At 60.4% G+C, this 26,928-nt stretch carries 26 protein-coding genes; 9 read left to right on the top strand and 17 right to left on the bottom strand.

All coding sequences use genetic code 11. The features are described from left to right. Nucleotides 1-10: 10 nt before the first annotated feature. The 3 genes from IMW75_RS01825 to IMW75_RS01835 are packed head-to-tail and all read left to right on the top strand — an operon-like array spanning nucleotide 11 to nucleotide 2,342. Nucleotides 11-736, top strand: a complete 726-nt coding sequence (locus IMW75_RS01825) for a DUF484 family protein (protein WP_045059694.1) — start codon at nucleotides 11-13, stop codon at nucleotides 734-736. Between the two features lie 2 nt (nucleotides 737-738). After that, entirely contained in the window at nucleotides 739-1,638 is a 900-nt protein-coding gene (gene xerC / locus IMW75_RS01830; protein ID WP_045059695.1) for a tyrosine recombinase XerC, read from the top strand. After that, a complete protein-coding gene (locus tag IMW75_RS01835) occupies nucleotides 1,635-2,342 on the top strand; it encodes an HAD family hydrolase (RefSeq protein WP_205891718.1) in 708 nt (235 codons plus the stop codon). Before xerC ends, IMW75_RS01835 begins: the two co-directional genes overlap by 4 nt. Nucleotides 2,343-2,491: 149 nt before the next feature. On the opposite strand, the gene sutA is transcribed toward IMW75_RS01835, so the two are convergent. From sutA to glnK, 4 genes are all read right to left on the bottom strand, one after another. Then, a complete protein-coding gene (gene sutA / locus IMW75_RS01840) occupies nucleotides 2,492-2,815 on the bottom strand; it encodes a transcriptional regulator SutA (protein WP_045059697.1) in 324 nt (107 codons plus the stop codon). A gap of 102 nt (nucleotides 2,816-2,917) precedes the next feature. Then, nucleotides 2,918-3,343, bottom strand: coding sequence for a secondary thiamine-phosphate synthase enzyme YjbQ (locus IMW75_RS01845; protein WP_205891719.1), 426 nt, complete (start codon nucleotides 3,341-3,343; stop codon nucleotides 2,918-2,920). Between the two features lie 214 nt (nucleotides 3,344-3,557). After that, a complete protein-coding gene (locus IMW75_RS01850; protein WP_122841012.1) occupies nucleotides 3,558-4,895 on the bottom strand; it encodes an ammonium transporter in 1,338 nt (445 codons plus the stop codon). A 37-nt stretch (nucleotides 4,896-4,932) separates the two neighbouring features. After that, nucleotides 4,933-5,271, bottom strand: a complete 339-nt coding sequence (gene glnK, locus IMW75_RS01855; RefSeq protein WP_002555808.1) for a P-II family nitrogen regulator — start codon at nucleotides 5,269-5,271, stop codon at nucleotides 4,933-4,935. Between the two features lie 416 nt (nucleotides 5,272-5,687). Here glnK and IMW75_RS01860 point away from each other — a divergent pair, with 416 nt between their 5' ends. Then, a complete protein-coding gene (locus tag IMW75_RS01860; RefSeq protein WP_205891720.1) occupies nucleotides 5,688-5,948 on the top strand; it encodes an accessory factor UbiK family protein in 261 nt (86 codons plus the stop codon). Nucleotides 5,949-6,341: 393 nt separating this feature from the next. After that, nucleotides 6,342-6,869, top strand: coding sequence for a BRO-N domain-containing protein (locus tag IMW75_RS01865; protein ID WP_205891721.1), 528 nt, complete (start codon nucleotides 6,342-6,344; stop codon nucleotides 6,867-6,869). Here IMW75_RS01865 and IMW75_RS01870 read toward each other — a convergent pair. From IMW75_RS01870 to IMW75_RS01880, 3 genes are all read right to left on the bottom strand, one after another. After that, complete coding sequence (locus tag IMW75_RS01870; RefSeq protein WP_205891722.1) at nucleotides 6,864-7,136, bottom strand: helix-turn-helix transcriptional regulator; 273 nt, start codon at nucleotides 7,134-7,136, stop codon at nucleotides 6,864-6,866. The genes IMW75_RS01865 and IMW75_RS01870 overlap by 6 nt on opposite strands. A gap of 311 nt (nucleotides 7,137-7,447) precedes the next feature. Further along, complete coding sequence (locus IMW75_RS01875) at nucleotides 7,448-7,753, bottom strand: HigA family addiction module antitoxin (protein WP_045059703.1); 306 nt, start codon at nucleotides 7,751-7,753, stop codon at nucleotides 7,448-7,450. 8 nt (nucleotides 7,754-7,761) lie between these two features. Further along, nucleotides 7,762-8,040 (bottom strand): type II toxin-antitoxin system RelE/ParE family toxin, encoded by a 279-nt coding sequence (locus IMW75_RS01880; RefSeq protein WP_045059705.1) that lies wholly within the window; start codon nucleotides 8,038-8,040, stop codon nucleotides 7,762-7,764. A 222-nt stretch (nucleotides 8,041-8,262) separates the two neighbouring features. Between IMW75_RS01880 and IMW75_RS01885 the strand changes: the two genes are divergently transcribed. Next, nucleotides 8,263-9,756, top strand: a complete 1,494-nt coding sequence (locus IMW75_RS01885) for a YifB family Mg chelatase-like AAA ATPase (RefSeq protein ID WP_205891723.1) — start codon at nucleotides 8,263-8,265, stop codon at nucleotides 9,754-9,756. Between the two features lie 5 nt (nucleotides 9,757-9,761). Here the strand turns inward: IMW75_RS01885 and IMW75_RS01890 are convergent, their stop codons facing one another. The 3 genes from IMW75_RS01890 to IMW75_RS01900 form a co-directional block, all read right to left on the bottom strand. After that, entirely contained in the window at nucleotides 9,762-10,976 is a 1,215-nt protein-coding gene (locus tag IMW75_RS01890; RefSeq protein WP_205891724.1) for an aldose 1-epimerase family protein, read from the bottom strand. A gap of 202 nt (nucleotides 10,977-11,178) precedes the next feature. After that, a complete protein-coding gene (locus IMW75_RS01895; RefSeq protein WP_045059314.1) occupies nucleotides 11,179-13,155 on the bottom strand; it encodes a methyl-accepting chemotaxis protein in 1,977 nt (658 codons plus the stop codon). A gap of 186 nt (nucleotides 13,156-13,341) precedes the next feature. Beyond that, nucleotides 13,342-14,262 carry a LysR substrate-binding domain-containing protein gene (locus tag IMW75_RS01900; RefSeq protein ID WP_045059315.1) on the bottom strand — a complete coding sequence of 307 codons (921 nt, stop codon included), beginning with the start codon at nucleotides 14,260-14,262 and terminating at the stop codon, nucleotides 13,342-13,344. 159 nt (nucleotides 14,263-14,421) lie between these two features. On the opposite strand from IMW75_RS01900, the gene IMW75_RS01905 reads away from it, so the two are divergent. Next, complete coding sequence (locus IMW75_RS01905) at nucleotides 14,422-15,819, top strand: NorM family multidrug efflux MATE transporter (protein ID WP_045059320.1); 1,398 nt, start codon at nucleotides 14,422-14,424, stop codon at nucleotides 15,817-15,819. 106 nt (nucleotides 15,820-15,925) lie between these two features. On the opposite strand, the gene IMW75_RS01910 is transcribed toward IMW75_RS01905, so the two are convergent. Further along, entirely contained in the window at nucleotides 15,926-17,596 is a 1,671-nt protein-coding gene (locus tag IMW75_RS01910) for a putative bifunctional diguanylate cyclase/phosphodiesterase (protein ID WP_205891725.1), read from the bottom strand. Nucleotides 17,597-17,860: 264 nt separating this feature from the next. On the opposite strand from IMW75_RS01910, the gene rep reads away from it, so the two are divergent. Next, nucleotides 17,861-19,870: a DNA helicase Rep gene (gene rep, locus IMW75_RS01915; RefSeq protein ID WP_045059317.1), complete on the top strand. Its 2,010-nt coding sequence runs from the start codon at nucleotides 17,861-17,863 to the stop codon at nucleotides 19,868-19,870. 70 nt (nucleotides 19,871-19,940) lie between these two features. Next, nucleotides 19,941-20,513: a xanthine phosphoribosyltransferase gene (locus tag IMW75_RS01920; protein WP_016772573.1), complete on the top strand. Its 573-nt coding sequence runs from the start codon at nucleotides 19,941-19,943 to the stop codon at nucleotides 20,511-20,513. 133 nt (nucleotides 20,514-20,646) lie between these two features. Here the strand turns inward: IMW75_RS01920 and IMW75_RS01925 are convergent, their stop codons facing one another. From IMW75_RS01925 to dadA, 6 genes are all read right to left on the bottom strand, one after another. Next, nucleotides 20,647-22,569 carry an acetyl-CoA hydrolase/transferase C-terminal domain-containing protein gene (locus IMW75_RS01925; protein ID WP_205891726.1) on the bottom strand — a complete coding sequence of 641 codons (1,923 nt, stop codon included), beginning with the start codon at nucleotides 22,567-22,569 and terminating at the stop codon, nucleotides 20,647-20,649. A 212-nt stretch (nucleotides 22,570-22,781) separates the two neighbouring features. Then, nucleotides 22,782-23,195 carry a c-type cytochrome gene (locus IMW75_RS01930; RefSeq protein WP_045059173.1) on the bottom strand — a complete coding sequence of 138 codons (414 nt, stop codon included), beginning with the start codon at nucleotides 23,193-23,195 and terminating at the stop codon, nucleotides 22,782-22,784. Between the two features lie 182 nt (nucleotides 23,196-23,377). Beyond that, nucleotides 23,378-23,926, bottom strand: a complete 549-nt coding sequence (locus tag IMW75_RS01935) for a cupin domain-containing protein (protein ID WP_045059174.1) — start codon at nucleotides 23,924-23,926, stop codon at nucleotides 23,378-23,380. A gap of 128 nt (nucleotides 23,927-24,054) precedes the next feature. Beyond that, on the bottom strand, nucleotides 24,055-25,128 hold the full coding sequence (alr, locus tag IMW75_RS01940; protein ID WP_205891727.1) for an alanine racemase: 1,074 nt from the start codon (nucleotides 25,126-25,128) through the stop codon (nucleotides 24,055-24,057). 87 nt (nucleotides 25,129-25,215) lie between these two features. Continuing rightward, nucleotides 25,216-25,569, bottom strand: a complete 354-nt coding sequence (locus IMW75_RS01945) for a RidA family protein (protein ID WP_205891728.1) — start codon at nucleotides 25,567-25,569, stop codon at nucleotides 25,216-25,218. Beyond that, the gene (dadA, locus tag IMW75_RS01950) at nucleotides 25,541-26,845 is read right to left on the bottom strand and encodes a D-amino acid dehydrogenase (RefSeq protein ID WP_205891729.1); all 1,305 of its coding nucleotides are present in this window, start codon (nucleotides 26,843-26,845) and stop codon (nucleotides 25,541-25,543) included. Before dadA ends, IMW75_RS01945 begins: the two co-directional genes overlap by 29 nt. Nucleotides 26,846-26,928 lie beyond the last annotated feature (83 nt).

The following is a 26,928-nucleotide window of genomic DNA, read 5'->3' on the forward strand; positions in this document are numbered from 1 at the left end:
AGTCAATCCGATGACCGACAAGCCCCAGGTACCCGCCCTACAGCCCGACGAATCCCCTTCCGAAAGCCTTGAGGCGGCGGCAATTGCCGCGTACCTGGAGGCTCATCCGGATTTCTTCATCGAGCACGAAGAACTGCTCCCAGCCTTGCGCATTCCGCATCAGCGCGGCGACACCATCTCGCTGGTCGAACGCCAGATGACCATTCTGCGCGACCGCAACATTGAACTGCGACATCGCCTGTCACACTTGATGGACGTGGCCAGGGACAACGATCGTCTCTTCGACAAGACCCGGCGCCTGATTCTCGCCCTGATGGATGCTGCCAGCCTCGAAGATGTGGTGATCGGCGTCGAGGACAGCCTGCGCCAGGACTTCCAGGTGCCCTTTGTCAGCCTGATCCTGCTCGGTGACAACCCGATGCCGGTCGGCCGCTGGGTGACCCATGCCGACGCCCAGGCCGCCATTGGTGGGTTGCTGTCCGAGGACAAGAGCGTCGCCGGCAGCCTGCGTGAGCACGAGCTGGATTTCCTCTTTGGCGAGGAGCAACGCAAGCAGATCGGTTCGACCGCTGTCGTCGCGATCAGCCATCAAGGCATCCACGGCGTACTGGCCATCGCCAGCCGTGATCCGCAGCACTACAAAAGCTCGGTGGGAACGCTGTTCCTCAGCTACATCGCCGAAGTCATGGGCCGCGTGCTGCCACGGGTCAACAATCCGCTGCGCTCGGTACGCTGATCATGGAGCGACAACTGGACGCTTACTGCGAACACCTGCGCAGTGAGCGGCAGGTGTCGCCTCACACGCTGCAGGCCTATCGTCGCGACCTCGACAAAGTGCTGGGCTGGTGCGTCAAACAGAACATCGCCAGCTGGGCGGCCCTGGACATCCAGCGCCTGCGAGGCCTGATCGCCCGCCTGCACTCCCAGGGCCAATCATCCCGCAGCCTCGCGCGCCTGCTGTCGGCAGTGCGCGGGCTCTATCACTACCTGAACCGCGAAGGGCTGTGCGATCACGACCCGGCCAATGGCCTGGCACCGCCCAAGGGCGAGCGTCGCCTGCCCAAGACCCTGGACACCGATCGGGCATTGCAACTGCTCGAGGGTGGGGTGGAAGATGATTTTCTGGCACGCCGCGATCAGGCGATCCTGGAGTTGTTCTACTCCTCCGGCCTGCGGCTGTCGGAGCTGACCGGGCTCAACCTCGATCAACTGGACCTGGCCGACGGCATGGTCCAGGTGCTCGGTAAAGGCAGCAAGACCCGACTCTTGCCCGTCGGCGCGAAAGCCCGTGAAGCGCTGGAGTTGTGGCTGCCATTGCGCGCCATGGCCAACCCCGCAGATGACGCGGTGTTTGTCAGCCAACAGGGCCGGCGCCTTGGTCCACGGGCGATTCAGGTTCGGGTAAAAGCCGCCGGTGAACGCGAGCTGGGGCAGAACCTGCACCCGCACATGCTGCGGCACTCCTTCGCCAGCCACCTGCTGGAGTCTTCGCAGGACCTGCGCGCCGTGCAGGAACTACTCGGCCACTCGGACATCAAGACCACCCAGATCTATACCCACCTGGACTTCCAGCACCTGGCGACGGTCTACGACAATGCCCACCCACGGGCCAAACGCATTAAGGGCGATGATTCATGACGATCCAATTGATCACTTTCGACCTCGACGACACCCTGTGGGACACCGCCCCGGTGATTGTCAGCGCCGAAGCCGTGTTGCGCCAATGGCTCACCGAACACGCGCCGAACCTGGGCGCCTTGCCGGTCGAGCACTTGTGGGCAATTCGCGAGCGCATCCTGGGCAACGAACCCGGCCTCAAGCACCGCATCAGCGCCCTGCGCCGCCGTGTCCTGTTCCATGCACTGGAGGACGCTGGCTACACCCACGCAGAAGCCACTGATCTGGCTGACCAGAGTTTTGAAGTGTTTCTGCATGCGCGCCACCAGTTGGAAATCTTCCCCGAAGTAGCGCCGACCCTGGAGACGCTGGCCAGGCACTACGCCCTCGGGGTCGTGACCAATGGCAATGCCGACGTTCGGCGGCTGGGGCTGGCGGATTATTTCAAGTTCGCCTTGTGTGCCGAAGACATCGGCATCGCCAAGCCCGATGCGCGCCTGTTTCATGAGGCGCTGCAACGTGGAGGTGCGACGGCGCAGACCGCCGTGCACATCGGTGATCATCCGGGCGACGACATTGCCGGAGCACAACAGGCAGGACTGCGGGCCATCTGGTTCAACCCGGCGGGCAAGGTGTGGGAAGCCGAAAAGGCTCCGGACGCCGAAATCCGCAGCCTGACCGAGTTGCCGGCGTTGCTGGCGCGGTGGAGTGCGACAAAAATTTGAGGCGCGGCTGAAAAGATCGCAGCCTTCGGCCGCTCCTACAGGTGTACACAATAAAATGCAGGAGCTGCCGAAGGCTGCGATCTTTTGATTTTCAGGCATGAAAAAGCCCGCAGCGACGGCGGGCTTTTTCAGCAAGCAAGGGCAAGCGCCTAGATAGGCCGGCTGCCGTACTTGTTGTCAGGCTTCTTGGGAGGATCGGCGACCACATTGGCCTCCACTTCCTGCACCTTGCCGCCTTTGGCCAGGAACTCTTCCATGGCTTTGGCGAGCGCATCGCGCTCTTTGTTTTTCGCTTCGACGCTCGGCAGCTCATCGACCGAAACCGCAGCCTTGGCCTTGCCTTTGGCGGTCGGAACGGGCGTTTCACCGCCATCGTCTTCAGCGACGTCTTCCGCCGCTGCTTCCAGACCTTCTTCGGTTTCGTCGTCGTCGCCTACTTCGAGGTCGTCGTTTTCCAGATCATCGTCGCTCATGTTCTACCTCATGACTTGCGAAAAGCAGATTAGTTATAGCCCAGCTTTGCCGTCTGTCGACGGCTGCCAGAAAAAATTCAACCGCCATTGATGACCAATGGCTTATGCCCCTTCACCGTGCAAGGTGGCGAGGACTTTACGAGCACCACCATGATCACGGTGCTCGCCCAGATAAACGCCTTGCCAGGTTCCCAACGCCAGTCGGCCTGCCGAAATCGGCAAACTGAGCTGACAGCCGAGCACGCTGGCCTTGAAATGCGCCGGGAGGTCGTCCAGGCCTTCGTCGTTGTGCTCAAAGCCGTCTGTTCCTTGTGGGATCAGACGATTGAAAAATCGTTCGAAGTCGCGACGTACCGCCGGATCGGCGTTCTCGTTGATGGTCAACGACGCCGAGGTGTGCTGCAGCCACAAGTGCAACAGACCGACCCGACATGCCCTGATTTCAGGCAAACCGGCGAGTAACTCGTCTGTTACCAGATGAAAGCCCCGGGGCCTCGCCCGCAAGGTAATCAGAGTCTGTTGCCACATACAGTTCTCCGCACGTTCGGGGCGCATTCTAGCGCGCTCTGGGAAAAAACAAAGGCCCTAATATTCCTTCGTTGCTGTAAGCCATTGGCCGCACAAAATCGCTCGGTACAAAGGTAGCCAAAGCTCGAGGAAAAAACCTTTCAGCTTCCCTTCCAGTGACAAATCCGGGGCAAAAAAATGCCCGGCGAACCGGGCATTATTTTTTGCGCAAAACTTACAAGTTGTAGCCACGCTCGTTGTGCAGTGCCAGGTCGATACCCACCGCCTCTTCTTCCTCAGTCACTCGCAGACCCATGACGGCGTCCAGGACCTTGAGAATGATGTAGGTGATGATCGCGGTGTAGATCACTGTGAAGCCTACACCTTTGAGCTGGATCCAGACTTGTGCGCCGATATCGGTCACAGTGCCGAAACCACCCAGGGCCGGTGCGGCGAACACACCGGTGAGAATCGCGCCGAGAATACCGCCGATACCGTGCACACCAAAGGCGTCCAGGGAGTCGTCGTAGCCGAGTTTGCGTTTCAGGGTGGTAGCGCAGAAGAAGCACACCACGCCAGCAGCCAGGCCGATCACCAGGGCACCCATCGGGCCCACGGTACCAGCGGCCGGAGTGACAGCCACCAGACCGGCTACCACACCCGAGGCAATACCCAGTGCGCTAGGCTTGCCGTGGGTGACCCACTCGGCAAACATCCAGCCCAGGGCGGCGGCAGCGGTAGCGATCTGGGTAACCAGCATCGCCATGCCCGCAGTGCCGTTGGCAGCAGCCGCAGAGCCGGCGTTGAAGCCGAACCAGCCGACCCACAGCATCGCAGCACCCATCAGGGTGTAGCCGAGGTTGTGCGGAGCCATTGGCGTGGTCGGGAAACCTTTGCGCTTGCCCAGTACCAGGCAGCAGATCAGGCCAGCCACACCGGCGTTGATGTGCACCACGGTGCCGCCCGCGAAGTCGAGCACGCCCCAGTCCCACATCAGGCCGCCGTTGCCGGACCAGACCATGTGCGCGATCGGTGCATACACCAGGGTGAACCAGATGCCCATGAAGATCAGCATGGCGGAGAATTTCATCCGCTCTGCAAAAGCACCGACGATCAACGCAGGCGTGATGATGGCGAACGTCATCTGGAAGGTGATGAACACCGCCTCAGGGAACAGCGCCGCAGGACCGGTCAGGCTCGATGGCGTGACACCGGCGAGGAACGCCTTGCCCATGCCGCCGAAGAACGAGTTGAAGTTGACGACGCCCTGCTCCATGCCGGTGGTGTCGAATGCAATGCTGTAGCCATAAATGACCCACAGGATGCTGATCAGACCGGTAATGGCGAAGCACTGCATCATCACGGAAAGAATGTTTTTGGAGCGAACCATGCCGCCGTAGAACAGCGCGAGGCCGGGAATGGTCATGAACAGCACGAGGGCTGTCGAGGTCAGCATCCAGGCGGTGTCGCCGGAGTTGAGGACTGGGGCCGCCACTTCGTCTGCCGCCATAGCCAGGCTGGGCATTACGAGGGACAACAGGGCTCCTAGCCCTGCGAATTTACGCAGAGTCATATTGTTTTCTCCTGGGGCGTTGGGTTTGTGGCGGCTTTTAGATTGCGTCGGTATCGGTTTCGCCGGTACGGATGCGAATCGCCTGTTCCAGATTGACCACGAAGATCTTGCCGTCACCGATCTTGCCGGTGTTGGCTGCCTTGGTTATCGCCTCGATAACCCGATCAAGATCCTTGTCGTCAATGGCGACATCGATCTTCACCTTTGGCAGGAAATCGACCACGTATTCCGCGCCGCGATACAGCTCGGTGTGACCCTTCTGCCGACCGAAGCCTTTGACCTCAGTAACGGTAATGCCCTGCACGCCGATCTCGGACAAAGACTCGCGCACGTCGTCCAGTTTGAACGGCTTGATGATGGCAGTGACTAGCTTCATGAAAACTCTCTCCCGAATTGGTGGACTTGCCCCAGGAAAACAAACCCGACTCAAGTCTAAGCGCAGTGCCTGGCTTTGTAACGCATCGTCGGCCCTACCTGCCCGTCCGACGCCAGTTAACCGCTCCTGGCGAAACACTTCCCCGTTTCGCCCGGCGCACTGCATTCGTCACAGCGACTGCATCAGTGCATGGGTTACTAGGCTCTTAGCAGAAAGCTTGCCATCTCTTGAAAAGCGCCTGAATTCAACCCCTTGGCCGGGCATGCAGCCGAATGGGCGAAAAACATGCGACGCATACGCACAACAACGGTGCGATACCGTTCGTCCCCATGCGCGAAAACCGTGCATCCCGTGCTCGGGATTGACTATAGACACTGCGTGATACACTGCTCGCCATTGTTTCCAGGACCTTTCCCATGCTCGCGCCCAAAGACTTCCTCGACGCCCTCACGGGTACCGCCTCGCGCCTTTTCAGCGGCGACACGCCATTGCCGAAAAGCGAAATCGAAAGCCAGTTCAAGGCATTGTTGCAGAGCGGCTTCAGCAAGCTGGACCTGGTGAGCCGTGAAGAATTCGATAGCCAGATGGTCGTGCTGGCACGCACTCGGGCACGCCTGGAAAGCCTCGAAGCAAAAGTGGCCGAGATGGAAGCAAAGCTCAACCCGCCAGCCGAATAAACACCGCGAATCCCTGTGGGAGCGGGCATATTCGCGAAAAAGCCCGCCTCCCCTCCCAGCCCGAATTGCTTGCGTAGGAGCTGCCGAAGGCTGCGATCTTTTGATCCCAGGGTTTGGCGACCTGGAAGCCAAAGGTGTACTACGATCCTCGACCCCAGTCATGGCGGTTGTGCGTGGGAGACCTTCGGGTCTGCCGGGTTCCTTTTGCTCCGGTTCGCCAACCCGCGCACAGCTGCCACCCATTCGTTTGGCGATGACGGCTGGCAGCCCATTGAGCAGATTTCAGATTGCGCCATACAACACGATCTCCTAAGCTCGCCTCTGCTGAACATTCAGCACTGGGTTTGGCGACCCGGAACGCATGCAGCCCGTTGAGTAAAAGGAGCTGTATCAATGAACTGCGATGAAGCTTATCTGCCCCCCCACGTCTTCACCCGCCACAAACGCCCTCTCCACGCCCTTCTGTTGGAAAACCAGCCTTGGTTCAGCGCCCGGGACCTCGGTAGATTAATAGGGATTTGTCTCAACGAACGTACCCTTCGTAAACTCGATCCCGACCAGCACCAGTACGCACAGATACTGTTCAATGGCAGCCTCGAAAACACGCTGCTGATCAGTGAATCCGGCGTCTACGCACTACTGATCTATCACTACTGCCCCGAGTACAGAAGCCTGCGCGAATGGCTGACTCACGACGTGGTACCCGCCCTTAGGGACGCCAGACAACCCGATAGCCCGGAACGTCCGACCCTGAGCCGGCTGATCTGGCCAGATATGTCCTTGAGTTTGCTGCACTGGAACAACCAGCCGTGGATTCGGCTGCAGGATGTGCCGCATCTGCTGCCTGATGAAGAACCGGTGCAACAGGCCGTCAACGTGCCATGGTGGAAAAAAGCCTCGCGAGCATTGCAGTCGCTATAGGCAGCTAACACGCTCGATATCGTCGCTGAGCGCGTCGTAATGCGATTGCAGATTCAGCCAGAAATCGGGCGTGGTATCGAAGTGAACAGCCAGCTTCCTGGCCAGGTCCGGACTGACGCCTGCGCTTTGCGCGACAAGCCTTGTCAGCGCTACCTCATAACCTGAACGCTGGCCTGCAAGATCAGCCCCCGCGACAGCCGATGGTTCAAGAAGCTCCTGCTCTGGAGCTTCTGCGGAACAAATCGAGCGCATTCCATTACTGTCCATCTTCCCTTCTCCGGGTGGCTTGATCTGCAATGATCATAAGCAGCCCCCCAGCAAACAAGAGCGCCCCGACGGTTCACGCAATGCCCTTCAAACATTTCAGAACGGTCCTACGAAAACTGCTTGCTGGAGCTGATTTCGCCTCTCGTTTTGCTCCGCTAACTTCACATTCGCTGACCAGCTTCACTGGTCGTCCCCCAGCACGGTGTGTGGCCAATGCAACGTGGTGCAAGTGTGCTTTGCGGATACTCCACGCTTTCTGAACGACAAAAAACCCACGCTTATGGCGTGGGTTTCGTTTAACCCCAGATGAATCAGGCGCAGTGCGGAAGACGCTCAACCTGATCCCGAATCGCCGCCCCCCTTTCAATCTCGGCTCTACGCAAATCGTAAGTCGATTGCAGGTTCAGCCAAAACTCGGGGGTTGTGCCCAAGCAGATAGATAGCCTGAGTGCCATATCAGCGCTGACGCCTCGACGCTGAAGCACAATGTCATTCACCGTCGGAGTCGACACGCTCAACGCTCGGGCCAAGGCTGCCGCCGTAAGGCTCAGAGGCTCAAGGTATTCCTCTTTGAGGATCTCGCCAGGGTGAACCGGGCGCATACCATTCTTAGTCATTACTCACCTCAGTGATAATCGACGATTTCGACATTCGCTGGTCCGTTAGGACCCCATACAAAGCAAATTCGCCATTGAGCATTGATACGGATGCTGTACTGACCTTTTCGACTCCCATCCAGCGCCTCCAGGCGATTGCCTGGTGGTGATCGAAGGTCCGTCAGAACGGCAGCAGCATCAAGCATCGTCAGTTTTCGCTCCACGACACCCAGAATGGCTGACCACATACGGGTCTTACCGTTGCGAAACAGGTACTCGGTCTCAGAACACTTAAAGCTAACGATCATAATATAAAGCTTAACGTTATGCATTAATCTTCAGTGTATAACCTGATTTCACTTATGCAAATGCGCCAAGGCGGTTCTTGGTACTTCCCACCTCCTTACGCTTTCCCCTACCAGAAAGACGCTCGCAACATCCTGCGAAGCTTTCCCTGTCCCGTAGACACAATCCCCGTCTACCCTTGAAACCACCGCAGGAAGCGGTCTCCGTCAGCTCAAGGAACGACCATGTCCCTCTCCATCGTCCACAGCCGCGCCCAGATTGGCGTGGATGCACCCGCCGTCACCGTGGAAGTCCATCTCGCCAATGGCTTGCCGTCACTGACGATGGTCGGTTTGCCCGAAACTGCAGTGAAGGAAAGCAAAGACCGGGTGCGCAGTGCGATTATCAATTCCGGGCTGCAGTTTCCCGCGCGACGCATCACGCTCAATCTCGCCCCGGCGGATTTGCCCAAGGATGGTGGACGGTTTGATTTGGCGATTGCCTTGGGGATTCTGTCGGCCAGCGTGCAGGTGCCAGCGCTGACACTGGATGACGTGGAATGCCTGGGGGAACTGGCGTTGTCGGGAGCGGTGCGGGCGGTGCGCGGCGTATTGCCTGCCGCCCTGGCGGCGCGCAAGGCGGGTCGAACGTTGCTGGTACCGCGGGCGAACGCCGAAGAGGCCTGCCTGGCATCGGGCCTGCAGGTGATTGCGGTGGATCATTTGCTGGAGGCCGTGGCGCATTTCAACGGGCACCAGCCCATCGCTCCATACGTGTCCGACGGCTTGATGCACGCCAGCAAACCCTACCCTGACCTGAGTGAAGTACAGGGCCAGCTCGCGGCCAAACGGGCGCTGCTGATTGCCGCAGCAGGCGCTCACAACCTGCTGCTCAGTGGGCCGCCGGGAACAGGCAAAACACTGCTGGCGAGTCGACTGCCGGGGCTGCTGCCACCCTTGGCCGAAAGCGAGGCGCTGGAGGTCGCGGCCATTCAGTCGGTGGCCAGTTGCGCGCCCCTGAGTCACTGGCCGCAACGTCCTTTTCGCCAACCTCACCACTCAGCGTCGGGCCCGGCGCTGGTGGGTGGCGGGTCAAAGCCTCAGCCCGGGGAAATCACCCTCGCCCACCATGGCGTGCTGTTCCTTGATGAACTACCGGAGTTTGATCGCAGGGTTTTGGAAGTGTTGCGTGAGCCTATGGAGTCCGGCCATATCGTGATTTCCCGGGCCAGGGATCGCGTGCGTTTTCCGGCGCGCTTTCAACTGGTCGCGGCGATGAATCCCTGTCCCTGTGGATATCTTGGCGAACCAACGGGCAAGTGTTCATGCACCCCGGACATGGTCCAGCGCTACCGCAACAAACTGTCCGGCCCGCTGCTGGACCGCATCGATCTGCACCTGACCGTGGCGCGGGAAGCCACAGCGCTGAACCCTTCAGCGAAACCCGGCGATGACTCCGCCAGCGCGGCAGTGCTGGTAGCCGACGCCAGGGAACGGCAGCACAAGCGCCAGGGCTGCGCCAACGCCTTTCTCGACCTGCCAGGCCTGCGCATACACTGCAAGTTATCCACAGCCGATGAAACCTGGCTGGAATCCGCCTGCGAAAGATTGACCCTGTCGCTACGCTCGGCCCATCGGCTGCTCAAGGTAGCACGCACCTTGGCGGACCTTGAGCAGATTGATGCCATTACGCGAGAGCATCTGGCTGAGGCGCTACAGTATCGTCCGGCCACGAACTAATGGATTTACTCCTTGGTGAGATCCACCAACGGTATCTGCCGCACCTCGGTTTCCCGCCCGGCCTGAATCTCGCTCACGCGCTTCAACGCCTGATCCACCGCCCCTTTGTCCGCCAAGAGGCTGTAGCTGATGCGGAACTCTTTCTGCTCGTTTGGCGCGATCGTCGGCACCAGGCCCAGTGGTCGTTGATACCGGCGGTTGTAGGAAAAGCTCGTGCCTGGCTCAAGTCCGGTGACATAGCCCTGCCCTTGGGTATCGGTGTTTTTCCACAGGGAGAACACGGGCAGGGTTTGCGTGTTGAAACCTACCGAGACGCCCAGGCTGCCGGCCTTGTTGTGCAGCACGGTCAATGTGTCGCCTTTTGCATCGGCATACGGCACCACGTTGTAGACCGTCTCGTCGTAGTCCTTGGTCGGCCCGCGGTAGGTCTGCCAGTCCGACAGTTCACCTTTGGCCTTGTCGTTGAACGGCGACACCTGTTTTACCGGCGCAGCGAATCGAGCACCCTGTTCCAGGAACGGGGTACTGAAGTTGCTGTGGTAGAGCGCCTGGTATTCCTTCGGATAGTCGCCATTGTTGGTCAGGGTGTCGTTGAGGCTGAAGCGCACGCTGCCCGGTTCGGTGACCAGTTCGGTGGCGACGGAGAAGTCGACTTTCTTGAACGCCTGCTCTTTCAACTCACCGCGCAGGCTGATGGCGTAAGGCGGTTTTTCGTCGATGTGCAAGGTGACTTTGCTGGCCGGAATGTTGGCGGCGCGGCCGTGCAGGGTCAGCAACTCGCCATTGTCCACGCCGGGGTGGCCGACCCATTCGTAACCGCAGCGGGTCACCAGTTCGTTGAAACCTTCCAGCCAGCCCAACCCGCCCCGACCGTTGAGTTCGATGAAGGCCGGGTTGACCACCTCTTTCACCGGCGAATCCCAGCCCATGCGCACAGACCCCACCGAGGCCTGCAGGACGTTCATGCCGCGGGTCGGTACCACCGAGAGCTTGAGCGTGCCGTTATCAATGTCGACGATGCTGACGCCCTCTTGCCGACCGCCATGCAAGGTACGCAGGGTCACGGAGAAGGGTTTGTCGGTCTTCACCCCGAGTTGCTGACTGGTGATTGACCAGTTGGCGGCCGCTTTGTCGGAGTCGAGCAGAACATAGTCCCACGCCATGGCATGGGAGGCAGCGGACAGCGCGCCGAGGGCGACGATGAGTTTGAGCGGAGTCATGGCACAAGCCTTTCTTGGAGTTGTGCCATTTTTATAGACCGGCTGAAACGATTCATCAAGCGTAAAACCAACAATGGCCCTATGTCTTGATAAAACCGAGCGGGCTCACGCCTACTCAGGAGTGTCGGTGGACGCAGAACTTGTGAACGCCAATCACACCTGTGGGAGCAAGCCTGCTCGCGATTGCCATAGCCGGAACACCTCAACGAAACCGGTCAACCTCCTGCCGCAACTCCGCCGCCAGGCTCTCCAGTTCCTTGGCCGTCACGGCCAGGTGCGACACCACCTCGCGCTGCTCGCTGTTGGCCAGCGCAATGCTTTGCAGGTTGCTGCTGAGCAACGTCGCGGTGCTGCTTTGTTCCTGGGTGGCCGTGGTGATCGCCGAAAACTGCTGGCCAGCCGAGCGACTCTGCTCATCGATACGCGCCAGGGCCGAGGCGACATTGGCGTTGCGCGACAAGCCCTCCTCCATCAGTACCTTGCCCTGCTCCATGGTGCTGATGGCGTTGCCGGTTTCCTGCTGGATGCTCTGGATCATCAGCGAGATTTCATCGGTTGCCTGGCGAGTGCGGGAAGCCAGATTGCGCACTTCATCGGCCACCACCGCAAAGCCCCGGCCTTGCTCGCCGGCGCGGGCGGCTTCAATGGCCGCGTTGAGTGCCAGCAGATTGGTCTGCTCGGCAATCGAAGTGATCACCCCGACGATGCCGCCAATTTCCTGAGAGCGCTGGCCCAGTGTGTTGATGACCGTCGCCGTGCTGTTCAGCGCGCCCGCAATTTGTTCAAGAGACGAAGACGCTTCGTCCATCGACGTACGACCGATCCGGGTTTGCTGTGCGTTTTCCTGAGCCAGCAGCTGGGTGCTGCCCATGTTGTCGGCGATGTTCAGGGAAGTGGCACTGAATTCCTCCACCGCACCTGCCATGCTGGTGATCTCGCCCGACTGCTGCTCCATGCCTTCGTAAGCACCACCGGACAAACCAGACAAGGCCTGGGCACGGCTGTTGACCTCTTGCGAGGCTTTGCGGATGTGCTCGACCATGGTCGACAGGGCCTGGCTCATCTGGTTGAAGGCGCGGGCCAACTGGCCGATTTCGTCGTGGCTCGAGACATTCAGGCGCACGCTCAGATCCCCCGCGCCCAGCGCCTCGGCCTGACGCACCAGATCACCCAGTGGCGCCAGCTTGCTGCGCAACAACCAGACCGCCGCACCCACGGCGATCAGCATGGCCAGCAGGCTGCCTATCGCCAATTGACTGCCGACACTCCAGGTCACGGCGCGAATTTCCGCTTTGGGCATGCTCGCCACCACCGACCATGGGCCACCCTCGAACGGCACGGCGACGCTGTAAAAGTCTTCGGATTTGTCGCTCCAGAACTCACCTTTGCCAGGCGTTTTTGCCAGCGCGGCAAGGGTCGGCGCCGCCTGCTCCAACGCCTGCACGCCCGCAATCGGCACCAGCCATTTGCCCTGTTCGTCGAGCAACGCCAGGGAGCCGGTCTGGCCGATGCGGAAGCGTTTGAGATTGGCAAATTGCGCGTTCTGCGCGTCGGTGTAATCGAATCCTACAAACAGCACCGCAATCACCTTGCCGCCGCTGTCGCGTACGGGGGTGTACTGAGTCATGTAGGACCGTTCAAACAACAGGGCCCGGCCGACGTAGCCCTGCCCCGCCATCAGGCGCGCATAAGCGGGGTGCGCGTGATCGAGCAGCGTGCCAATGGCGCGCGTGCCGTCCTGCTTGCTCAGGGAAGTGCTGACCCGGATGAAGTCGTCGCCGTTACGCACGAACAACGTGGCAACACCGGCAGTCATCTGCTTGAACTCGTCCACTTCCTGGAAGTTGTTGTTCAGCACTTCGCTGCCCAGGTGCAAGCCCGCGGTCTGCACGCCCGCGACCGTCACCGGCTGCTCCGGGTGCAGACTCAGTCCCGCGCTGAAGCGCTTCTCGAACAAGCCGCTGAGGCGCTGGGTACTCTCACGCAACGTACCGTGGAAGGTGCTCAATTGATCGGCCAGCAGCCTTGCTTCGCTGGCCAGGTGTTCCTCGCGGGTGGCAAGGTTGGCGGTGTCCAGCGAGCGCAGGGCAAACACAGTGCTGCAGCTGATGACGATCGCCAGTATCACGGCAAGCGCGATACCCAGCTGTGAGGCGATGCGGGCGCGAGGTTGAGACATGACAGCTCCTGGCCAAGCGTCCGAATCCTCCTTGATCGGGCTGCACACTCAGCGACATTTCTAATAATGGGGGTTACGTCGAACCTGCACGAAGGTTCCACCTGCATCTCTTCGGCGGTAAACCTGAATACTTGAGCCGATTACCAGGATATGGCCGGAGCCTGTCGCTGCACAGGCTCTATCGATTCAGCTCAGGTGCTCGACGTCCGGCAACTCCATGGCCCGGACCTCGCCCTGCAGGAAGTCACTGAGGCGGCGCATCCGTTCTCCGCCGGGCCGGGTTTTCGGCCAGACCAGGTAATATTTCTCACCGCTGGCGACGGCAGTCGGCCACGGCAAACTCAGGCGCCCCTGAGCGACATCCTCGGCCACCATCAACAAGTCGCCCATCGAAACCCCGTAGCCACGGGCGGCGGCGATCATGCCCAGCTCCAGCGTATCGAACACCTGCCCGCCCTTGAGCGACACCTGTTCGGCCAGCCCCATGCGCTCCAGCCAGTTGCGCCAGTCGCGGCGGTCCGGTGTGGGGTGCAGCAGTTCGGTATTGGCCAGGCGCGTCACGTCCCAAGGCTGCTCGCTCAGCAGGTTCGGCGCACCGACCGGGATCAGTTCTTCGGGGAACAGATAACTGGCCTCCCAGTCAGGTGGGAAATGGCCGTTGCTCAACAGCACGGCACAGTCGAAGGGCTCGTCGTTGAAGTCCACCGAGTCGACGTCCATCCAGGCGCTGGTGAGCTGCACCTCATTGCCCGGTTGCAGGTGACGGAAGCGGCTCAGGCGCGCCAGCAGCCAGCGCATGGTCAGGGTCGAAGGCGCCTTCATGCGCAGGATGTCGTCTTCGGCGCGCAGGGTGTTGCACGCCCGCTCCAGGGCGGTGAAGCCCTCGCGGATGCCGGGCAGCAGCAACCGGGCCGATTCGGTCAGTTGCAGGTTGCGGCCACTGCGGTGAAACAATCGGCAGGCAAAGTGCTCTTCGAGCGTACGAATATGCCGGCTGACCGCGCTCTGGGTGATCGACAACTCTTGCGCGGCACGGGTAAACGAACTGTGGCGAGCGGCCGCTTCGAAGGCACGCAGGGCATACAACGGAGGAAGACGACGAGACATCCAGAAAGCTCCTAAAGCGCAATCGCCACAACTTAGCAGAAACTCATCCATGATGAGTTTTAGTCATGCCATCCATCCTTTTTATCCCTTTGTGGAAATCCTCCAGAGCGCCGAAAATCGACGGTCTACTGTTCCCTCTGAAAACCGAGCGTGATGATCATGAAGCATCCAGCGCGTATTGAACTCTGGGCCATCCTGCGGCTGGCGGGGCCGCTGATTGCCTCGCAGTTGGCGCATATGCTGATGGTCCTCACCGACACCTTGATGATGGCGCGCATCAGCCCCGAGGCGCTTGCCGGCGGCGGCCTGGGGGCGGCCACCTACTCTTTTGTGTCGATTTTCTGCATCGGGGTGATTGCGGCAGTCGGCACCCTGGTGGCTATCCGTCAGGGTGCGGGCGATATCGTTGGCGCCGCCCGGCTGACCCAGGCAGGTTTGTGGCTGGCGTGGCTGATGGCACTGGCCGCCGGCCTGTTGCTGTGGAACCTCAAGCCCGTGCTGCTGCTGTTCGGCCAGACCGAAAGCAACGTCCATATGGCCGGGCAATTCCTGATGATCCTGCCGTTCGCCCTGCCCGGCTACTTGAGCTTCATGGCCCTGCGCGGCTTCACCAGTGCGATCGGCCGGGCGACGCCGGTGATGGTGATCAGCCTCGCCGGCACGGTGGCGAACTTCCTGCTCAACTATGCATTGATTACCGGCATGTTCGGCCTGCCCAGGATGGGGCTGGTGGGGATAGGGCTGGTCACGGCCATCGTCGCCAACCTGATGGCATTGGCGCTGGCCCTGCATATTCGGCGGCATAGGGCGTATGACGCTTATCCATTGCGTGAAGGCCTGTCGCGGCCCAACCGTCAGTACCTGAAGGAACTGTGGCGGCTGGGCCTGCCCATCGGCGGCACCTACGCGGTGGAGGTCGGGCTGTTTGCCTTCGCGGCGTTGTGCATGGGCACCATGGGCAGTACGCAACTGGGTGCGCACCAGATTGCCCTGCAGATCGTTTCGGTGGCGTTCATGGTGCCGGCCGGCATGTCCTATGCGATTACCATGCGCATCGGCCAGCACTACGGTGCCGGGCAACTGCTGGATGCACGGCTGGCGGGACGGGTTGGTATTGTGTTCGGAGCGGCGGCGATGCTCGGCTTCGCGATGGTTTTCTGGCTGCTGCCGCATCAATTGATTGGCTTGTTCCTGGACCATAATGATCCAGCGTTCCGCCCGGTCATCGAATTGGCAGTGAGCCTGCTGGCGGTCGCCGCCTGGTTCGAGCTGTTCGACGGTACGCAAACCATCGCCATGGGCTGCATACGCGGGCTCAAGGATGCCAAGACCACCTTCCTGGTTGGACTGGCCTGCTATTGGCTGATTGGTGCGCCGGCAGCCTGGTGGATGGCATTCCATCTTGACTGGGGCCCAACGGGCGTGTGGTGGGGCCTGGCGCTGGGCCTGGCGTGTGCGGCGGTGAGCCTGACGCTGGCGTTTGAGTGGAAGATGAAGCGCATGATTCGGCGTGAGCCTGCGGTGCAGGCCAGTTTCAGGGTGATTCAACCCGATTAAGATCAAAAGATCGTCCGAACGCGGCCCGAGCCTTCGGCAGCTACTACGGGTGTACACATTCCCATGTAGGAGCTGTTAAAGGCTCGGGCCGCGTTCTGGCGATCTTTTAAATGGCCTCCACAACGGCCTGTTGGCTGGAACCGAAGGTCAGGTATTCAACCAGCTCCACCAACGGCAACGGCTTGCTGATCAGGTACCCCTGCACCTGATCACAGCCAAACCCACGCAACAGATCCAGCTGCTCCGGGGTTTCCACGCCTTCGGCCACCACTTCGAGATTGAGGTTGTGCGCCAGGTTGATCATCGCGTGCACCAGTTTGCGATTCTCCTCGCGCTCTTCCATCTCGCCGACAAAACTCTTGTCGACCTTCAGCAAGGCGATCGGCAGGCTGTTGAGGTGCACGAATGACGAGAAGCCGGTACCGAAGTCATCCAGGGAAAAGCGCACGCCCAGGCGCCCGAGGGCGTCCATGGTCTGCTTGACCAGATCGCTGCGGCGCATCACTGCGGTCTCTGTCAGTTCGAACTCCAGCCACTGCGCCTCGACTCCGCGCTCGATGATCAAGCGGCTGAGGGTGGGCAGCAACTGGCTGTCCTGGAACTGCCGAAACGACAGGTTGATTGCCATGTGCAGCGCCGGCAGCCCGCGCTCGCGCAGGGCCTGCATGTCACGCAGTGCACGGGAAATCACCCAGTAACCCAGGGGCACGATCAAGCCGCTCTGCTCGGCCAAGGGCACAAATTCGCTTGGCGGCAGCAAACCGCGCTCGGCATGACGCCAGCGCACCAGCGCTTCGAGGCCGACGATCTGCCCGTCTTCGAGGTTCAGTCGCGGCTGGTAGTGCAGCTCCAGCTCATCACGGCGCAATGCCCGTCGCAGTTCGCTTTCCAGGTCGGCCATGCTGCGCGCATTGCGATTGATGCGTTCGTTGAAGATGTGAAAGGTACAGCCCTGGGTGCTCTTGGCCTGCTGCATGGCGATGTGCGCGTGCCACATCAGCGGGTCGGCGCCGGCGTGGGCGCGAGCATGGGCGATGCCCAGGCTGGACCCGATCAACAGGCTTTCGCCGTCGACCCAGTAGGGTTCGGCCAGTGCTTCGGTGATTCGTTCGGCCATCCACTCGGCGCGCTGGGGTGCCCGGCGGGTGTCGATCAGCAGTGCAAATTCGTCGCTGCCCAACCGTGCGAGCTGATCACCCACCTCCAGCTGGCTTTTGAGCCTAGCAACGACTTGCAGGATCAACCGGTCGCCCGCCTGGTGCCCCAACGCGTCGTTGGCGTGACGGAAGTTGTCGAGGTCCAGGTGCCCGAGTGCCAGGCCACGGCCATCGTTTTCCACCAGCCGGGCCGCCAGCAGGGTCTGAAAACCCTGGCGATTGGCGATGCCGGTCAAGGGGTCCTGCTCGGCCAGACGCTGCAGGGTGGTCTCCAGCAGCCCCCGTTCGCGCACATGGCGCAGGCAGCGCTGCAACATGCCTGTATCAAGCAGATCGCGCACCAACCAGTCGCTCACGCCATCGGGCGGCGACGCCGGTTCGTGTTCGAGCAGCAATACCGTCGGCAAGGTGCAACGACCGGGAAGTGGCTGCAGAGCAGGGCTCGTCAACAACACCGCGCTGCGGTTGTCATCGAACAAACTGCTGACAGACTCCCAATTCGGAGCGCTGATGAGCACGGCCGAGCTCCCCATTGGAGCCAGACACTCGCGCAACAACGCTGTCCACGCTGGCTCTTCTGCCAGTAGCAGCAAACGCAAGGGTTCGACAGGCGTAGACAAGCTAGCTCCCTAGACTCTGCAGTGGTGTACGCGCCAGGCATTATGCCGGGCCGCCAACCAATGACCAAATGACATCAGTTATCAGACGTGGCTTTTGTATCAGGAATTACGAACATTAGACGCAAATACCTCACGTATCCTGCGTGAAAGTAACAAAACCGGCAAATACAGTTAGCGTGGTGCGTCACAAGTCGGAGAGAGCAGCACAAATTGCTGAGCCTGTTAAAATGCCGGCCCATTTCGCAAACGACTCCCTGATTCCGTATGTCCCGACTCAATCCCCGGCAGCAAGAAGCCGTGAGCTACGTCGGCGGCCCTCTTTTGGTGCTCGCCGGCGCAGGCTCCGGCAAGACCAGCGTGATCACGCGCAAGATTGCGCACCTGATCCAGAACTGCGGCATCCGCGCCCAGTACATCGTCGCCATGACCTTTACCAACAAGGCTGCGCGCGAGATGAAGGAACGGGTCGGCACCCTGCTCAAGGGCGGCGAAGGCCGCGGCCTGACCGTGTGCACCTTCCACAACCTGGGCCTGAACATCATCCGCAAGGAACATGTTCGCCTGGGCTACAAGCCCGGCTTCTCGATTTTTGACGAAGCCGACGTCAAGTCCTTGATGACCGACATCATGCAGAAGGAATACGCGGGCGACGACGGCGTCGACGAGATCAAGAACATGATCGGCTCGTGGAAGAACGACCTCATCCTGCCTGCCGAGGCCCTGGAAAACGCGCGCAATCCCAAGGAGCAGACCGCCGCCATCGTCTATACCCACTATCAACGTACGCTCAAGGCGTTCAACGCGGTGGATTTCGACGACCTGATCCTGCTGCCGGTAAAGCTGTTCCAGGAACACGCCGACATCCTCGAAAAGTGGCAGAACAAGGTCCGCTACCTGCTGGTGGACGAGTACCAGGACACCAACGCCAGCCAGTATTTGCTGGTGAAGCTGCTGATCGGTACGCGCAACCAGTTCACCGTGGTGGGCGACGACGACCAGTCGATCTACGCCTGGCGTGGCGCGCGGCCGGAAAACCTGATGCTGCTCAAGGACGATTATCCGTCCCTGAAAGTGGTCATGCTCGAGCAGAACTACCGCTCCACCAGTCGCATCCTGCGCTGCGCCAACGTGCTGATCTCCAACAACCCCCACGAGTTCGAAAAGCAGCTGTGGAGCGAGATGGGCCACGGCGACGAGATCCGCGTGATCCGCTGCCGCAACGAAGACGCCGAAGCCGAGCGCGTGGCCGTGGAACTGCTGACCCTGCACCTGCGCACTGACCGGCCCTACAGCGATTTCGCGATCCTGTACCGCGGCAACTACCAGGCCAAGCTGATCGAGCTGAAACTGCAACACCACCAGATTCCGTATCGGTTGTCGGGCGGTAACAGCTTCTTCGGGCGCCAGGAAGTGAAAGACCTGATGGCCTACTTCCGCCTGATCGTGAACCCGGACGACGACAACGCCTTCCTGCGAGTGATCAACGTCCCACGCCGGGAAATCGGCTCGACCACCCTGGAAAAACTCGGTAACTACGCCACCGAACGCAAGATCTCGATGTACGCGGCCACCGACGAAATCGGCCTGGGCGAACACCTGGATACGCGGTTCACCGATCGCCTGTCACGCTTCAAGCGCTTCATGGACAGGGTCCGCGAGCAGTGTGCCGGCGAAGATCCGATTTCGGCGCTGCGCAGCATGGTCATGGACATTGACTATGAGAACTGGCTGCGCACCAACAGCTCCAGCGACAAGGCGGCCGATTACCGGATGGGCAACGTCTGGTTCCTGATCGAGGCATTGAAAAACACCCTCGAGAAGGACGAAGAAGGCGAGATGACCGTCGAAGACGCCATCGGCAAACTGGTGTTGCGCGACATGCTGGAACGTCAGCAGGAAGAGGAAGACGGCGCCGAAGGCGTGCAGATGATGACCTTGCACGCCTCCAAGGGCCTGGAGTTCCCCTACGTGTTCATCATGGGCATGGAAGAGGAAATCCTCCCCCACCGCTCCAGCATCGAAGCCGACACCATCGAGGAAGAACGCCGCCTGGCCTACGTGGGCATCACCCGCGCGCGCCAGACCCTGGCCTTCACCTTCGCGGCCAAGCGTAAGCAATATGGCGAGATCATCGACTGTGCGCCAAGCCGCTTCCTCGATGAGCTGCCGCCGGACGACCTGGCTTGGGAAGGCAATGACGACACCCCCGTCGAAGTCAAAGCCGTTCGCGGCAATACCGCATTGGCGGATATACGGGCGATGTTAAAGCGCTAGAATCGAATACTTTTTAACCAAACACTTTTTGACAAGCTAGGCGCATCTCGCGCCGGTAGAGGAAAGCTTCATGGAAGCACTGCACAAGAAAATCCGCGAAGAAGGCATCGTGCTTTCCGATCAGGTCCTGAAGGTTGACGCCTTTTTGAACCACCAGATCGACCCGGCCCTGATGAAGCTGATCGGCGATGAATTTGCCGCGCTGTTCAAGGACTCGGGCATCACCAAGATCGTCACCATTGAAGCCTCTGGTATTGCGCCGGCGATCATGACCGGGCTGAACCTCGGCGTGCCGGTGATCTTCGCCCGCAAGCAACAGTCCCTGACCCTGACTGAAAACCTGCTGTCGGCGACCGTTTACTCGTTCACCAAGAAGACCGAAAGCACCGTGGCGATCTCCCCGCGCCACCTGACCAGCAGCGACCGCGTGCTGATCATTGATGACTTCCTGGCCAACGGCAAGGCGTCCCAGGCGCTGATCTCGATCATCAAGCAAGCCGGCGCGACCGTGGCCGGCCTGGGGATCGTGATCGAGAAGTCGTTCCAGGGTGGTCGTGCCGAGCTGGATTCGCAGGGTTATCGCGTCGAGTCGCTGGCGCGCGTGCAGTCGCTGAAGGATGGCGTTGTAACCTTCATCGAGTAACCTGCCGCATTGTGTTATCTCTGTGGGAGCCAGCCTGCTGGCGATGGCATCGTGTCAGTCAACATCTTAATGACTGACAGACAGCCATCGCCAGCAGGCTGGCTGGCTCCCACAGTTGGTCTTGTGCTGGGCGCTATTGCGAAGTGGCCTTGAGGCCGGTGAGCAACAACCGCTGGAACAGATCCTCTTTCAATCCGTCCGGGTTAGTCAGCTGCATCCGCTCCAGATGCACCGGAAACTGCGACGCCTCTGGCGCATCCAGCGCCGCCTTGCCCAGCTCCAGGATTTCCGCCAGCTTGAACTTGCTCTTCAACCAGTTCAAAGCCCGCAACAGATCCCGCTCCACCTCAGTGAAATCGCACCCCAGCGGATATTCGGGGAACAACTGCGGATGCCGCGCCTGAATCGCCTGCAGCCGTTGCGGCGTATTGTCGGCAAATCGCGGATCGATGCGGAAGTCTTTCGGCAGCTTGCCCACCTTCTGCGCCTGCTCGATCAGCCCCGGCTGAAAGCGCGAGTCGCTGATATTCAGCAGCGCCTCGATCACCGCCGCATCGGTTTTGCCACGCAGATCGGCAATGCCGTATTCCGTCACCACAATATCGCGCAGGTGCCGTGGGATGGTGCAATGGCCATATTCCCAGACGATGTTCGAACTGACCTCCCCACCCGCCTCGCGCCAGCTGCGCAAGATCAGCACCGAGCGCGCGCCTTGCAGTGCATGACCCTGGGCGACAAAGTTGTACTGGCCGCCCACGCCGCTGAGCACGCGCCCGTCCTCCAGCTGGTCGGCCACGCCGGCACCCAGCAGGGTCATGGTGAAGACCGTGTTGATGAAACGAGCATCCAGGCGTTGCAGGCGCTTGAGCTCCTCCTGACCGTATAGCTCGTTGATGTAGCTGATGCGGGTCATGTTGAATTCGAGCCGCTTGCTCTGCGGCAACTCGCGCAGGCGCTCGTAGAAGCTGCGCGGGCCGAGGAAAAACCCGCCATGCACCGAGATGCCATCGGTCTGTGCGGCCTCATCCAGTGTGCCGGCATTGGCCTGTTGCTGAGTCGGCACATCCGGGTAGACCTTGCGCCGCACGATCCCGGCATCCGCCAGCACCAGCAGCCCGTTGACGAACATTTCGCTGCAACCGTACAAGCCTCTGGCGAACGGTTCGATACCGCCTTCGCGCTCGATCAGTTGCGCCCACTGGCTGAGATTGATGTCTGCCAACAGCGCTTTGTAGCCGTCACTGTCGGCCTGACGCGCGAGCAAGGCCGCGGTCAGCGCATCGCCCATCGAGCCGATGCCGATCTGCAACGTACCGCCGTCGCGCACCAGTGCGCTGGCGTGCAGCCCGATGAAATGGTCCTGCAAGCCCACCGGCATGTTGGGCGTGGAGAACAGCGTGGTGTCGTCCTTGGCATCGATCAACAGGTCGAAGACATCGATACCGATTTCAGCGTCGCCGGGCATATAAGGCAAATCGTTATGCACCTGCCCGACCACCAGGATCGTCTCCCCCGCTGCCCGGCGTTTTTCCACCATGGGCAACAAGTCGAGGGTGATGTCTGGATTGCAGCTCAGGCTCAGGCGATCGGGGTGCTCGCTGTGGCTGGCCACAAGCTGGGCGATCAGGTTCAAGCCGGCGGCATTGATGTCCCGCGCGGCGTGGCTGTAGTTGCTGCTGACGTAATCCTGCTGCGCCGATTCGCTGTGGAGCAGGCTGCCTGGCTGCATGAAGAACTGCTGCACATGCACGTTGGCCGGCAGGCTGTCCTTGAGCAAATCCGCCAGGAAATCCAGTTCCGGATAATCGCCGAACACCCGCTCGATGAAAGGCTTGAGGAAGCGCCGCTGCAAGCCATCGCCCAGCACCGGTCGGCCCAGGCACAACGCGGTGTAGACGGTCAGCTGGCGTTCGGGCAGCTGCGCCACACGGTGATACAGCGCATTGACGAAATGGTTGGGTTTGCCCAGGCCCAGGGGCAGGCCCATGTGAATGTGCGCCGGCAACCGTGCCAGGACGTCATCGACCGCTTGCTCGATAGAACACAGCTGAACCATCTGATCTTCCCTTACATTCCGTGAGTCAGGGTTGGACCGAGCTTGCCTGCTCTTTGCTGCATTGAACAGTCTGGAACAGTGGAAAATTGGCGGAGCACGCTTGCGCGGGGCGTCAGGTCACCGACGTCATCGTTGACGATCATCGCGAGCAAGCTCGCTCCTACAGGCACAAAAAAGCCGCCCGAAAGCGGCTTTTTGCTGAAGATGAACGCTTATTTCAAGCCGGACATTTTCTCGATGGCGCCTTTGAGATCTGCATCGGAGCAGTCAGCACAGGTGCCTTTTGGCGGCATTGCGTTAATCCCGGTGATCGCTTTGGCCAGGATGCCGTCGAGGCCGCCCTGGTGATCCGCACGTTCCTTCCAGGCTGCAGTGTCACCAATTTTTGGTGCGCCCAGCAGGCCGGAGCCGTGGCAAGCGTTGCAATGTTTTGCAATGATAGAGTCAGGCGTCTTGGCATCACCGCCGCCGACAGAAGCAGCGACTTCCATACCTTTGCACTCTTGACCTGTTACACAGACCTTGCCGACAGGTTCAAGGCGCTTGGCAATATCGTCATTCGTCGCAGCTTGAGCGCTGACAGCCCATAGGGCCAGTACGGTTGCTGGTACAGCCAGCATTTTCATAATTAGGTTCACGCGTTCACCCTCAATGGTGGCTAGTCACGCCCACGGCCACGGTTCGCAGGCGGGCGCAAGTATAACGGTAAGCCCGCCACACTGAAACAACCCCAAAGTCGAAGGGGTCTTGTTCCATGGCGTTAAAACGCTTCGGGCGCCTCTGCGGTAGTGGCAGGACGCCTCTTGCGTCAGAAATTCGCCGGTGTCGCTGCGCTGATTAGCCGCGCCGGTGCATCGAACGGATTACGGAAACGGTGCGGCTTGGTACTTTCAAAGTAGTAGCTATCGCCCGCCTCGAGCACAAATGTTTCAAGCCCGACCACCAATTCCAGTCGACCCTCAAGCAGAATCCCGGTCTCCTCACCTTCATGGGTGAGCATCTCGTCACCGGTGTCGGCGCCCGGCGGGTAGATTTCGTTGAGGAACGCAATGGCGCGAGTCGGATGAGCACGGCCGACCAGCTTCATGGTCACTGCACCATCGGAGATATCGATCAGCTCATTGGCCTTGTAGACGATCTGGGTCGGTTTTTCCTGCAGGATTTCTTCGGAAAAGAACTCGACCATGGACATGGGAATTCCGCCCAACACCTTGCGCAACGAACTGATCGAGGGGCTGACGCTGTTCTTCTCAATCATCGAGATGGTGCTGTTGGTAACACCCGCGCGCTTGGCGAGCTCACGCTGGGAGAGACCCTTGAGCTTACGGATGGATTGCAGTCGTTCACCGACGTCCAATGCAGGAGCCTCCAGGAATTCAGGTTGTTGGAATATTGAGCGTTATCATGGCGACAGCGTTCAGTATTTACAACACTTGGACCTGAATCCTGTTGGGCGAGGCGATATTGTGCACACCGTGCCTTGCGTCAAACCCCGGAATAGAGCTTTGGCACCCGACGCAAATTGCAGAATATCTGGTAAGGAATCGTGTCAGCAGCCGCTGCGACTTCGCTGGCAAGGACGTTCCGGCCCCACAGTTCGACGGTTGAGCCGAGGCCAGCCTGTGGCACGTCGGTCAGGTCGATGCACAACATGTCCATCGACACCCGGCCAATCAACTGGCTACGCTGCCCGGCGACCATGACCGGCGTACCGGTGGGCGCCTGGCGCGGATAACCATCGGCATAACCCATAGCCACCACGCCAACGCGCATCGGCTTCGGGGTGACAAAACGGGCGCCATAGCCAATCGGCTCGCCGGCCGGAAGCTCACGCACACAGATGACTTTCGACTCGAGGGTCATCACCGGTTGCAGGCGCGAGGCCACCGTGTTGGCTTCTTCGAACGGCGTCGCGCCGTACAGCATGATGCCTGGGCGTACCCAGTCGCTGGGAACCTGCGGCCAGCCCATCACCGCCGGGGAGTTGCGCAGGCTGATTTCCGCCGACAACCCCTGGCGGGCCGACTCAAACACCGCGACCTGCTCGGCACTGGATTGATCATGCAACTCGTCAGCACGGGCGAAGTGGCTCATCAGCACAATCTTCGCGACCTTGCCGCTGGCCAGCAGCCGCTGATACGCCGCCTGGTAGTCCGCCGGATGCAGGCCGACCCGGTGCATGCCCGAGTCAAGCTTGAGCCATACCGTGATCGGCTTGCTTAGAGCGGCTTTTTCAATGGCTTCGAGTTGCCACAGCGAATGCACAACACACCAGAAATCGTGCTCGACGATCAGCGACAACTCATCGGCTTCGAAAAAGCCTTCGAGCAACAGGACCGGCGCGCGAATGCCTGCAGCCCGCAATTCCAGGGCTTCTTCGATGCAGGCCACGGCAAAACCGTCCGCCTCGGCTTCAAGGGCCTGGGCACACCGTACCGCGCCATGACCGTAGGCATCGGCCTTGATCACGGCGAGGGCTTTGGACCCCGTGACTTCACGGGCCAGTTGGTAGTTGTGGCGCAGGGCTTGAAGGTCGATCAGGGCACGGGCAGGACGCATGGCGGCAGACTTCTGGTCGGTCAGTGGAAGAAAAACCGGCGCGACTGGTGGCGTACACCGCCAGTCGCACCGGGAGAGGGATCTTGCTTAAGGCAGAGCGGCCACTACCGACAGCTCAACCAGGATTTGCGGTTCGCACAGCTTTGACTCGACCGTGGCACGGGCTGGGGCGACGCCTTTTGGCAGCCACTTGTCCCACACCGAGTTCATGCCGGCGAAATGCGCGTCGATGTCTTTCAGGTAAATCGTGACCGACAACAGGCGGTTCTTGTCGGTCCCCGCCAGATCGAGCAAACGCTCGATATTGGCCAGTGTTTCGCGGGTCTGCTGTTCAATCCCGGCGCTCATATCATCGCCGACTTGCCCAGACAGGTACACGGTACCGCTATGGACGACGATCTGGCTCATGCGCTCATTGGTGAGCTGGCGCTGGATTGACATGTTTTGCGGACTCCTGAATTTTGTGGCCATAACGAGAAATATCGAGGCCTTCGGCACTGATCTGCGGCGATTTCTTCGCCATCAGATCGGCCAGCAAGCGACCGGAACCGCATGCCATGGTCCAACCCAGGGTGCCGTGACCGGTGTTCAAAAACAGATTGCTGAACGGGGTCGCGCCCACGATCGGCGTACCGTCCGGGGTAGTCGGACGCAAGCCGGTCCAGAAACTTGCCTGGGCCAGATCGCCGCCCTGAGGATAGAGGTCGTTGACGATCATCTCCAGGGTTTCACGCCGACGCGGGTTAAGCGACAGGTCAAAACCGGCAATCTCCGCCATGCCGCCGACCCGGATGCGGTTGTCGAAACGGGTGATTGCGACCTTGTAGGTCTCGTCGAGAATGGTCGAAGTCGGCGCCATTGCCGGGTTGGTGATCGGCACGGTCAGGGAGTAACCCTTGAGCGGATACACCGGAGCCTTGATGCCCAGCGGCTTGAGCAGCTGCGGCGAGTAGCTGCCGAGCGCAAGTACGTAGCGGTCAGCGGTTTCCAGCTTGCCGTCGATCCACACGCCATTGACGCGGTCGCCGGCGTAGTCGAGCTTCTGGATGTCCTGGCCAAAGCGGAATTCAACGCCCAGTTTCACGGCCATTTCGGCCAGGCGGGTGGTGAACATCTGGCAGTCGCCCGTCTGGTCGTTCGGCAGGCGCAAGGCACCTGCGAGGATATCGGTGACGCTGGCCAAGGCCGGTTCGACCCGGGCGATACCAGCGCGATCGAGCAACTCGAACGGCACGCCGGACTCTTTGAGGACGGCGATGTCTTTTGCCGCGCCATCCAGTTGCGCCTGGGTACGGAACAGTTGAGTCGTGCCGAGGCTGCGGCCTTCGTAGGCAATGCCGGTTTCAGCGCGCAATTCATCGAGGCAGTCACGGCTGTACTCGGACAGGCGGACCATGCGCTCCTTGTTCACCGCATAACGGCTGGCGGTGCAGTTGCGCAGCATTTGCGCCATCCACAGGTACTGGTCGATGTCGGCGGTGGCCTTGATCGCCAACGGGGCGTGGCGTTGCAGCAGCCACTTGATCGCCTTGAGCGGTACACCCGGTGCCGCCCACGGCGAGGCATAACCCGGCGACACCTGGCCGGCGTTGGCGAAACTGGTCTCCATGGCAGCGGCCGGCTGACGATCCACGACCACCACTTCAAACCCGGCTCGAGCCAGATAATAAGCACTGGCGGTACCGATGACGCCGCTACCCAAGACCATAACGCGCATTTTCATATCCCTCATCGCGGCACGCCGCTGACGTTTGTTGTGTTCGAGCAATGATGTGCGCAGTGTAAAAAAGATTAGGCAGT

The organism is Pseudomonas gregormendelii, assembly GCF_017114825.1.
Lineage (GTDB): Bacteria > Pseudomonadota > Gammaproteobacteria > Pseudomonadales > Pseudomonadaceae > Aquipseudomonas > Aquipseudomonas gregormendelii.